Below are 10,261 nucleotides of genomic sequence, written 5' to 3'. Positions count from 1 at the left end.
TATGTAAAGAATCAAGGTTTAAATTCAGATCAATTAACTATTTTTGAATTTACCTCGCCGTAATACCCCACAGCTTGCTGTGGAATGAGCGAAGCGAATAGTGGGATAGGCGAGGTTATATCGTTTTATTGGTTGTGTTTAGTTTTTAATGAATATATACTATATTTATTTGCAGTGTTTTAATCATGTTTTGAGAGCAGTGTTGGTAAAATTATAAAGCGGAATTTGTCTGTTTAGTTAATTCATAAATTCTGATAAATATTTCAGGCTCTATTTTTAATCCTGCCTCAACTAATAGCTTAGCAAGTTCATAACCTTCTTTTTCATATTTTTCTTTAAAATTAATTTTAAATTTCAATATTTTATCAATTAAAGGTTTGCATAATAAACCCTCATTAATAGAGAATACGATATTTTTGCCCTTTTCATTCAAAAATTTTAGTTTTTTTACATCAGCAATACAGTCTCCGTTATTCCATAAGCCATTGTCATAAATAAAGCCATGATTAAACAATTCCAATTTTATTAAATCTTGCAATAATTCTTTTGAATTTTTTATTTCTAGATTATAATTTTTATAAAAGTTTGAAAAATTATATATTTTTTCTTTGGGAAAAGCATAAACTCTGCCTAAATATTTTTTACTTTTTTGTCGAGGGCCATTTGTCGTCCACTTATTCTCGACGATATAAGCATATTTTTTTCCTTTTATTGTTTTGGTTCTTACAAATCCCATAATAATATATATTAGGCACTATGGATTATATATAACTTTTGGTGTGTATCTCCCTTATTTATAGTCAACGAATAATAGCAGATTATATTTGATTAAGGTTAATTATATGCTTTAAATTTCATATTTTGGCAGAGATTTTAACTCTAAATTATTTAATAATCTCACTTTTAGCAATTTAGTAATATATTCATAAACTTTAAGCTAAGATATAATAGTAGAGATTATTTTTCAAAATACATTAGTATTATTATTTAGATTAAATGCTTAAACTCTCACTTTTGACTAATTTTAAAGGTAAAACATAGATAAAACCTATCTTGTGAGTCTTTTTAATGGTATAATTTAGATTGATCTCTATAAGATTCTTCATAATTAGATTTTAGCAGATTTTAGCGCTGATTTTAAGATAAATAACTTTATATTATCAAGTATTATTTAGATATTAAGGTTATTATTTACTATTATACTATAATATGTAAATCTAAATTATCTAAATTGGATTTTAAAATTCATACCCCTACATAGTATAAACTTCACTTTTACTATATTTTGTCTATAATGGTCTTTTTAGGTATTATTTATTCACTCACTTTTGAGTTTAAAAGGCATATTTTTAATTTTTATAGATATTCCTTTAAAACCAAAGGTTACTTTTTGAATTTTTTAATTAATTTCTTTTTTAAAAATCCTATTCTATCTGTAGATTTTATTGATGGTTTATATTGATTATTTAGCGAGTGAAAAATCGAGGTTTGAGAAATTAGACTAAGCGGGGTGGTAACTAGATGTTGCTTAGTTTTGATTGACAGTTTATCTGAAATAATTAAAATTTATTTCTTTTTTTATTATTTTTTAATAAAATTTTATCTAATCTTTGTTATTATTTTAAATTATTAAATTAATTTGTATAATTTTATTCTCATTCCCAGTCCCGTCTTAGTCCCATCTTTCTGGGACTGGGACTATGGCTTAAACCTCTAAATTTGGGGATTTCCGCCACTCTTCAGTCTTAGTCCCATCTTAAGACTGTCCTATGATAGTCCCTTTTTTAGAAATCTTGTTTACATATTTATTTATTTTTTAATAAATTGTGTAAACTTTTTTTAGAAATTAGCTGCAATAATTTCTTATTAAAATGGGGAAAAATTATTTGAAAACTTATACTATTTTTGACAAATGTAACGCATAATGTTTTTCTTTTCCATTCCAAATTAGACTTATAGGGTGCTGTCTTTCAACTTCCCCTAATAGTCTATAAAAAGAACTTTTAGAACAAAGTCCTTGTTCATCTACAACAATTTCTTTTAATTGAAATCCAGATATAGAACCATATTTCTCTATAAGTGATACTATAATATTTTTTACATATTCTTTAGAGTTTTTTGTTACTTTTTCTAGAATTTTATCCCTTAAGTTATTCTTGGGGGTATTGGAAATAGATATTGCTTTTCTTTCAATAGCTTCAATTCTTCCATGAATTTCTTTGATCTTGTGATATAGTGGTTCATCTGTTTTCCCAACTTTTGAAAGTGAGCTTTCAACGTCTTCTAAACGTCTAATTAGTGGTCTGTGGTTATCTAAAATATTCTCAACCTTTTGATTTAGTGTTTTTATACGCGAAGTGAAATAATTATGAGAATAATGCTGTTCTATAATCTGGTTTATTTCAGCAGGAGTTTTAGGCATATATGCTAACTGATTTTCAAGTAATTTTAACCTAATATCATGTTCTTGATGCTTTTGATGGAAAAAATAGACCCATTCAGTTATATGTAAAACTTCCCCTTTAACTTTTTCAAAAGACTGTTTAACATGTTCAATTATTCCAGTATTTTCAGTATTTTCCTTTTTAAAAAATTTCATATTAATTCTCTTTATAATATTTTTGGGGTTTAATGTTTATAAATTTTTTGAATAATGGTTTCCAAATGCTTAAATATTAATAGGTTTTATAAGTCGTTAGGGGGTGTTAATCATTACTGCAATTGATAATGAAAGACAGGCTTCTGTTGTCGCATTAAAGCATCAACTGAAGCGTGCTTTTAATAAAATTAAAGAAGAATTTAATCACCATCTTGAGTCTATTAATGAAAATAGCAATGAGATTCAAGTTAATTATGAATATCTTACAGAGATGGATGCTAATATAGATAAACTTGCCAGCAGACTTGAGCATATTGAAATTTTTCTAAAAAAATTAGATGATTCTTTCAAAATTGCTGAAGATGTGGAAGGATTTACAATAGAACCATTATCAGTGAATGAAAAACGTATATTTACAGTCATATATTCAGCACAAAAAGCGATATCTTATTTAGAGATAGCTAATGCGCTTTCATTGTCAGAATCACTTGTCAGAAGTTATTTGACTAATATAATTAGCAAAGGTATTCCGATTATTAAAAAATATGTCAATGGTAAGCCGGTAATAACTCTTGATGAGGAATTTAAAAAAGTACAGAAAGAACAAAACGTAGTTAAACTTTCACAAAAACAGCTTGACGTTTATTGAGTAAGATTGTAGAAATTTTTGTTAGTATTGAATATTAATATAAGAGATATATTTCATAAATCATAAAATAATTTTTGACATATTAATTACTTTCAAATTAAGTTTATTTGTTGGATATACCAATGATTTTATATATTGTATCGAGTGTAAAACATTTAAGCTCTGATTAAAAAAACATACCAAGAAATTATTCAGTCATTGATTAAATGTTTTAGTTATGTATTCAATTTTTAAGATATAATTTCGGGCGTCATAAAGCTTTTATAGGAAATGTTTTTCAAAACTAAGTATAATGTGTCTAATCCAATTTTTCTCTTATGCGGGGCATTTATTTGAAAAGTTCTCAAAATGTCACACTTATGTCAAAATGTGATAAAAAATGTAACAAAAAACCTAAATATGTAACATTTAAATACTTTCATTACTTTTAATACCTAAAATGGATAAAATATTAGAGATACCTAAGAGTAAAAAAGGACATACCAGAAGTCAATTTCATTTAACTGAAAATCAGATAAAATCTTTAATTGAACATGCTGAAAAATTGCGTGATAAAATTATTATAAAACTTTTTGCTTATTGTGGCTTAAGGCGCTTTGAGATGGCAAAAATAAAACTTAAAGATATTAATTTTGAGACTAAAAAAATTAGAATTATTGGAAAGAAAAAAATTGAAAGATTAGCTACTCTTTTTTCTAATCAGCTTGTTGAAGATCTTAAAATATATATGAAATATATTTTGAATAATTCTCAATCAAAATATCTTTTTCCTGCCGTCTCTAATCTTAATAAAGAAGAGCATATTTCAACTACCGAAATAAATAGGATTGTGGCAAAAATCGGAAAAAGAGCTCAAATTGAGAATCCAATTCCTGAATTAAAAAATATTAACCCTCACATTTTAAGGCATAGTTGTGCGAGAATATTAAAGGATAAAGGACTTAGTCTGGAAGTAGTTCAAAAAGTATTAGGTCATCTTTCATATAAGACAACTATGGACTTGTATGGTACTAAAAGTATAACGGAGATGGATAAGGAATTAAAAGAGAAAGTGGGAGATATATTTGGTTAAATTACTTCAGGGCTTAATACTCGTAGCTTGTTGTGGAATTGGCAAAGCGAATGGTGGGATAGGCGAGGTTATGCAATTTAATAAAAAGGGGTTGCATTTGTAATATTTCAAAATATATCTTGTCTAGAATATAACTCGATAGTTATATTATATTTCTTTTAATCAAAACTAAAAAAATATTATTTTTTGACAAAGCAAAAGTGAGTTTTCACATTAAAATAAGCAATCAACGCTAAAAACTTTTAATTAAATCCTTTCTATACTATAATTTGAATGTATTCACAATTAGGCACTATCAAATCTCATTTTCCACTCATGTGTTTCGTAGGCGGTTTACATTTAAATTATTTAGTGAGTAGAAAATGAGGGTCTGAAAAAACAGGTCGAGTGAAGCGATGACTGGTTGTGTCGGGTTTCGATTGGTAATAATAAAAAAAACAAAAAAGTTTCAACCCAGATAAGTTGGAAGCTTTTTCTTTTGTTCATCTATCATTTTTTGTGAACCTTTCATTAAATCTTTTAATTTGGATTCAAATTTCTCAGCTTGTTTAAGTAAGGGTTTTGTATCAATTTTTAAATTAAGGTATTGATTTAATATTTCTAAAACTTTTGCTGCAGCCCTACTATCTGGTAAGTTACTTGCTGTTTCCGCAAATAAACAACAAAATGGGTATTTGTCATTTTTGATTAAAAGTGCACCAGTAACTCCCATAATTATGCCTTCGTTAAGTGTGTCTACCTTGTAACTTCTGAATTTTTCGCCTTTTGTAGACATACTACAATAATAAAATACTTTAGGGTTAATTTCATCCATTTTATTTGAACCTATACCCTCAAGACTTAGAATTTCTTTAGCAGACATTTGTTTTGCGATATCTAAAACTGCGTCAGCAATTTTCCATTCAATACCTACTGTTGCTGTTATTCCATGTACAATTACAAGGTTATACTTTTTATTATAATGTATGCTTAATGGTTGTACAACTTTACTTTGATGAATTGCAGCAATTGCGGGCATTTCAGAAATCCAAATTTTACCGATTAATTTTGTATCCAAATGGTCAAGTAAAAATTCTGTAGAAATTGTTCCTACTAATCCAAAACCTGGAAAACCTTCGATGATGATTACATTTTTAGGTTTTTCATATAATTCAATTTTCATGATAGTTCACCTCTATTATTTATTTATATAACGTGTTATTTATATCTTTTGATTATTTAGTGTCTAGAACCGGTTCATTGTAATTAGTATGCTCGCATTTGAGGTTCGTTTATTAATTTTAATATTTGTAAATATTGATAATAAATCTAAAGCGCAAAGCCCCTGAATTATAGAAATGATTGCTATTCTTAACAAAAATGTTTATTCTACAAAAAGAGAATTTTGGGAAATATAATTTTATAGAGAATTGTAACTATATTTCAAAGATTAACAACATTTAAATAAGCGGGGTGTTCGAAAATATTATAATGAGCTATATTGAAGATATTCAGAAGATTAACAAACTTGCGAAAGAAATGCTAATCCATGGGATGGCAACAAGTTTAGATGAAGCAGTTTCTAAAGCCCAAAATACGTTAAGAGATAGTGGTTCAATTACAATTGATTTTTCCCATATGAAACAAAAAGTAATGGAACAGAAAGAGAATAAAAAAGAAATTTCAGAAGAAGAATCAATTAAATCCACACCTGACTCTGTTTTGGCACAAGGTCCAGAACAACGAATTACATGGCAGGAAGCAATGACTAAAAATACCCAATACGTTGTCGGACAGTTTAAATCTTACCAAGAATTGTTTGAGAATATAGGTAAAGAAATAATGCTACTCAAAAGAGAAATCCAAGGATTAAAAAATAATCAATCTAGTTTTAGAGTCCCTGAAATAAATAAAGAACAAGTCATCAATATTGAAGATAGACCTGTAACACCAACCATTCAAAGACAATCCTATGCTGAAGAAAAGAAACCTGAATCGCATCCTAGGCAAGGTTCATACACTCCAGGGGACGTTTCAATTGAAAAGTTTTTTTATTACGGCAATAAGTAAAATTAATTTTAATAAATTAAAACTGCAAATTTAAAATTTCTTTATAATTTGTCCAAGTTAATCTTCTTTTATTAACATTATGATTATATGGTTGATCGTATAAAATATGTTTCCATGCAGGTGTTGATTCTACGCCTTCAATTTCAGGTCTATCATCTATCAAATAATCCCCAGTTACAATTGTTTTATCTCCTGTTATAATTATCTTCTTTATCCATCCTTTCCCTATGTGCTTATCAATCCATTCAAATTTTTCAGCTACGCAGTTTTGATAAGCGCCCAGGGGGCTTGTACAAATAAATACTTTGTGACCTAAAGATTCCATTTCTGTTAAAGCTTCAAGGCCCCCTTCAATAGGTTCAAGACTTCTAAAAAAACCCGGTGCTGTAGAAATTGCTTTTATGTCTGATTTATATTATTGAGGATATTGATCAGCTAAATAGAATGTGTCTTTATCCTGGAGATTAACATAAGGCCTATCTGGAAATTTTGCTCTATAAATATCAGTAACTTTTTTATCAAAGTCTGCTAATGCCCTATCCATATCAACTAAGATTATTTTAGTCATAAGTTTAGTTTAATAATTAAGATTTTTATTTATTTCGTTACCAAAAACTATATAACCTCGAAAGTCCCTAATAATTGATATGGGAAAGGTGAAAGCTATATTCTTTGATTTGGATGATACGCTTTATTCATACAAAGCTTCAAACTCTAAAATAATGGCCGAGATTAAAGCTATTGAATATTTCTGCAAAAAACATCCAAAGTTTAAGCTAAGCGATATGTTTGAAGTTTTTACCAGTGTTAAACAAGGAATTAAAAAAAGATTCCCCGATTTACCTGTAAGATGCGACAGGGGTTATTGGATCGTTGAATTTTTGCGGGCTGAACATAATTTTGATAAAAAATTAGCCAATGAAATTTTAAATGAATTTTGGAAAGTTAGCTGTCAAAACATACAAGGATATTACGATGCAAAAATTATACTGCAATATCTTAAAAAGAAAGGATACAAATTAGGCGTGATAACTAATGGCATTAAAAAATGGCAATTGAAAAGAATAGAAGCAACAGGATTTAAAAAATATTTTGATATTATTGCAACTACTTCGGAAGTCGGATATGAAAAACCGCATAAAGAAATATTTGAATTTGCTTTAAAACAAGCAAAAGTTAAACCATTTGAGGCTGTAATGATTGGAGATAACCCTGTGCGAGATATTGCGCCAGCTAACAAGCTGGGGATGACAACAGTTTGGTTGAGAAGAGGCAAAAGGTATTATTTGCCGATAAAAGCAAAAGAAAAAGCGGATTATACGATTAAGAATTTCCTTGAATTGTATAAATTTTTTTAGAGGTGAACTAATATGTCAATATACGGAAATTTAGAATTTTTAAATCTTAAATCTAAACCAAAATCTACTGATGTTGTTGTACAGTATAAAGCAACTCCTGTAAAAGGAGTTCCTTTGAAAAGGTTGTGCGAATATATAGCAGGCGAATCTTCAATTGGTACCTGGACAAAGATTTCTACTATGAATCCAAAGATAGCAAAAACTTTGAAACCTCATATATTCTATGTAAACGAAAAAACTAACCAAATTAAAATTGCATATCCTGAACAATTGTTTGAAACAGGCAACATGCCTGGAATAATGTCTTCTATTGCAGGGAATATATTTGGAATGAAAGAAATTAAAGGGCTAAGATTTGAAGATTTTGCTTTAACAAAAAAGCATGTTAAAGCTTTCCGGGGACCGCAGTTTGGTGTCCAAGGAATTAGAAAAATGACTGGTGTGAAAAAAAGACCATTTGTTGGCACAATTGTAAAACCTAAAGTTGGCTTAACTTCTGCACAGCATGCAAAGGTTGCATACGAATCATGGGCAGGAGGTCTTGATATTGTTAAAGATGACGAAAATTTAACTTCAATGACATTTAACCAGTTTGATAAACGTATGAAATTAACGTTTAGAGCAAGAGATCAATCCGAAAAAGAAACTGGTGAAAAAAAATTATATTTGGCAAATATCACGGCGCCTTATAATGAAATGATTAGGCGAGCTAAAATTGTTAAAAAATTAGGTGGTGAATATATCATGTATGATGTTTTAACTGCAGGATGGTCAGCATTGCATGGAGTAAGAGATTTTTGTCAAGATAATAAGTTAGCTATTCATGGACACAGAGCAATGCATGGAGCGTTAACAAGAAATCATGATATGGGGATTTCAATGTTGGTACTTGCAAAAACTTACCGATTGATTGGTGTAGATACTTTGCATATTGGAACTGCAGGAATTGGTAAAATGCACGGATCTGAAAATGAAGAGTTAATAATTGAACAGGAGATTGAAAGAGAAAGAATTAAAGAAGATATAAGCCAAAATATTCTTGCGCAAGATTGGCACGGACTAAAACCGGTGCTTGCAGTTGCTTCAGGAGGCTTATCACCGTTACAATTGCCCCAAGTAATGAAAGTTATGGGCAATGACATTGTTATGCAGGGTGGGGGAGGAGTACATGGGCACCCGGAAGGAACTATGAAAGGTGCAACAGCGTTTAGGCAAGCTGTAGATGCCGCAATGGAAAATATATCTTTAAGTGAATATGCCAAAACACATAAAGAATTAGCAAAAGCTATTGAAAAGTGGGGGTAATGAATCTTATTTTGGAAATCTTTAATTATTAAATTCCGGGTTAATCCGAAATTATCACTTCGTTTTCGTTGTCGAATTAGTATGCTTTAAATATACTCTAAAAGCAAGAAGGTTCTTGTTAAAATTAAGTAAAGAATGATATACTAATATAGTGTCAACGGTCATTCCGGATGAACGCCTAAATTTCGATATATTTATAAACATTCTAAGAAAATTCTAATCTGTCCCCCCGTAGCTCAACTGGTTAGAGCGCGCGGCTGTAGAAGATTTCGCTTATCGACTTAGCAGAGTGCTTAGTATGAACATAAGTCAGCCGATACCGCGAGGTTGCTGGTTCAAGAAGAAAATCAGAAATTTTCAGTTTCCTAAAATTTTGGTTTTATGAAATTCCGGCCAGGGGGATTTTTTTATTTTGCGGATTCTTTAACGTTAATTTTTACTTTATAAATGTAGAGGATTTTTTAAGCGAAGAACTTGAGCAAAGCGAGCACACTATTGCTCTATTGGCCAATAGTGGTTTCGAGCAGTTTTGATTGTTTTAGTTTGCCATCAAATAGGCTAGGCAATAAAATAACATTGCTATTGTCTTGTTTCGCTATTCATTTTTATGATGATATATTGTTTAATCATTTATATAACAGTTCAAACCGATACTAATTTTTTTGATTAATTTTGGAATGATGTCTTAAAAAATCAAACTAAAAAAATCATAACTTTTATAAATATCAATCGCTCATAATTATTAATTAAACTGGAGAATAAAGTTAAAAAGCGATAGGTTTAAATAGGGAAGCTTATTTTTAAACAATAATGGCAAAAAATCTTTCTATAATCACATATTTCTATTAATCTTGGAAATTTGAGTATAGATAGAAATCCATAATGCCCTGGTAGTGTAGTTCGGTTATCATGAAGCCCTGTCGAGTATATTAATAACACTGAAAGGCTTCGACCCGGGTTCGAATATTAATGTTGGAATATATCAACATTAATAAGAAAGTCCCGGCTAGGGCGTTTAATTTGGGCCGGTAGCTTAGCCTGGAAAGGTAAACCCTTGGGTAATAGAGCACTTGACTTTTAACACAAAATCGGAAATTTTTAAAATTACCGGTAAAGTCGAAAGTAATCAAGGGGTCGCGAGTTCGAAATACTAAATCGGTAACGAAAATCTCGTCCGGCCCATCAAACCTTTACTGGTTTGTGGATATGATATGGATTAAAAGTCCCTA

At 29.5% G+C, this 10,261-nt stretch carries 10 protein-coding genes and 3 tRNA genes; 8 read left to right on the top strand and 5 right to left on the bottom strand.

The annotated features are described in order from the left end of the window. Nucleotides 1–211 precede the first annotated feature (211 nt). Together J4418_03765 and J4418_03760 are read right to left on the bottom strand one after the other, a co-directional pair. Complete coding sequence (locus J4418_03765; GenBank protein ID MBS3113172.1) at nt 212–736, bottom strand: hypothetical protein; 525 nt, start codon at nt 734–736, stop codon at nt 212–214. 1,158 nt (nt 737–1,894) lie between these two features. Continuing rightward, the gene (locus J4418_03760; protein MBS3113171.1) at nt 1,895–2,599 is read right to left on the bottom strand and encodes a hypothetical protein; all 705 of its coding nucleotides are present in this window, start codon (nt 2,597–2,599) and stop codon (nt 1,895–1,897) included. 103 nt (nt 2,600–2,702) lie between these two features. Between J4418_03760 and J4418_03755 the strand changes: the two genes are divergently transcribed. Continuing rightward, complete coding sequence (locus J4418_03755) at nt 2,703–3,248, top strand: hypothetical protein (protein ID MBS3113170.1); 546 nt, start codon at nt 2,703–2,705, stop codon at nt 3,246–3,248. Nucleotides 3,249–3,687: 439 nt separating this feature from the next. After that, nucleotides 3,688–4,320 (top strand): tyrosine-type recombinase/integrase, encoded by a 633-nt coding sequence (locus tag J4418_03750; protein ID MBS3113169.1) that lies wholly within the window; start codon nt 3,688–3,690, stop codon nt 4,318–4,320. A gap of 448 nt (nt 4,321–4,768) precedes the next feature. On the opposite strand, the gene J4418_03745 is transcribed toward J4418_03750, so the two are convergent. Next, entirely contained in the window at nt 4,769–5,482 is a 714-nt protein-coding gene (locus tag J4418_03745) for a proteasome assembly chaperone family protein (GenBank protein ID MBS3113168.1), read from the bottom strand. Nucleotides 5,483–5,790: 308 nt separating this feature from the next. Between J4418_03745 and J4418_03740 the strand changes: the two genes are divergently transcribed. Next, nucleotides 5,791–6,369: a hypothetical protein gene (locus J4418_03740; GenBank protein ID MBS3113167.1), complete on the top strand. Its 579-nt coding sequence runs from the start codon at nt 5,791–5,793 to the stop codon at nt 6,367–6,369. A gap of 16 nt (nt 6,370–6,385) precedes the next feature. Here J4418_03740 and J4418_03735 read toward each other — a convergent pair whose 3' ends face one another. Together J4418_03735 and J4418_03730 are read right to left on the bottom strand one after the other, a co-directional pair. Continuing rightward, a complete protein-coding gene (locus tag J4418_03735) occupies nt 6,386–6,772 on the bottom strand; it encodes a hypothetical protein (protein ID MBS3113166.1) in 387 nt (128 codons plus the stop codon). A 12-nt stretch (nt 6,773–6,784) separates the two neighbouring features. Beyond that, nucleotides 6,785–6,937 carry a hypothetical protein gene (locus tag J4418_03730; protein ID MBS3113165.1) on the bottom strand — a complete coding sequence of 51 codons (153 nt, stop codon included), beginning with the start codon at nt 6,935–6,937 and terminating at the stop codon, nt 6,785–6,787. Between the two features lie 79 nt (nt 6,938–7,016). Between J4418_03730 and J4418_03725 the strand changes: the two genes are divergently transcribed. The 5 genes from J4418_03725 to J4418_03705 all read left to right on the top strand — a co-directional run bounded on the left by J4418_03725 (nt 7,017) and on the right by J4418_03705 (nt 10,214). Then, on the top strand, nt 7,017–7,727 hold the full coding sequence (locus J4418_03725) for an HAD-IA family hydrolase (protein MBS3113164.1): 711 nt from the start codon (nt 7,017–7,019) through the stop codon (nt 7,725–7,727). Nucleotides 7,728–7,739: 12 nt separating this feature from the next. Then, nucleotides 7,740–9,032: a type III ribulose-bisphosphate carboxylase gene (gene rbcL / locus J4418_03720; GenBank protein ID MBS3113163.1), complete on the top strand. Its 1,293-nt coding sequence runs from the start codon at nt 7,740–7,742 to the stop codon at nt 9,030–9,032. Between the two features lie 225 nt (nt 9,033–9,257). Continuing rightward, nucleotides 9,258–9,434: transfer RNA gene (locus J4418_03715), tRNA-Tyr, on the top strand. 482 nt (nt 9,435–9,916) lie between these two features. Next, a tRNA-Asp gene (locus J4418_03710) sits at nt 9,917–10,046 on the top strand. Between the two features lie 8 nt (nt 10,047–10,054). After that, nucleotides 10,055–10,214: transfer RNA gene (locus tag J4418_03705), tRNA-Lys, on the top strand. Nucleotides 10,215–10,261: the final 47 nt, after the last annotated feature.

The organism is Candidatus Woesearchaeota archaeon (genome assembly GCA_018303425.1).
Classification (GTDB): Archaea; Nanobdellota; Nanobdellia; order Woesearchaeales; family JAGVYF01; genus JAGVYF01.
The sequence above is the reverse complement of the archived record's forward strand: the minus strand, read 5'-3'. Positions and strand labels throughout refer to the sequence as shown.